Annotated in this window: 1 protein-coding gene; it reads right to left on the bottom strand. The window is 51.6% G+C overall.

Going from position 1 to position 320, the window contains the following annotated elements; genetic code table 11:
- Positions 1-320, bottom strand: a 320-nt coding sequence (locus FLQ44_RS12380; RefSeq protein ID WP_206208860.1) for a DegT/DnrJ/EryC1/StrS family aminotransferase, incomplete at both ends; no start/stop codon positions are given.

Raw genomic sequence — 320 nt, 5'->3', positions numbered from 1 at the left:
TAGGTCAATTTGTTGGTAATACCAAGGACCGTCTGGCGCGTGGGTCATGTGAGCGGTATCACGAGTAATGCCATGGCTGCGCAGCAGGGCCATTTTGTGGGCCAATTCGTCACAGTTCGTCAGGGTCATGCCACCTTCGGCGGTGGTAATTATTTTGACTTGGTGAAAACTGAACACCGTAATGTCGCTGTAGCGGCCATTGCCAATGAATTCGTCTTTGTATTTGCCGCCAATGGCGTGCGAGGCGTCTTCAATGATCTTGAAACCGTATTTTTGAGCCAGCGCATAGATTGCAGCCATGTCACACGGCTGGCCGCACA

Origin of the sequence: Vogesella mureinivorans (genome assembly GCF_007644035.1) — a bacterium.
Lineage (GTDB): Bacteria > Pseudomonadota > Gammaproteobacteria > Burkholderiales > Chromobacteriaceae > Vogesella > Vogesella mureinivorans.
The sequence above is the reverse complement of the archived record's forward strand: the minus strand, read 5'-3'. Positions and strand labels throughout refer to the sequence as shown.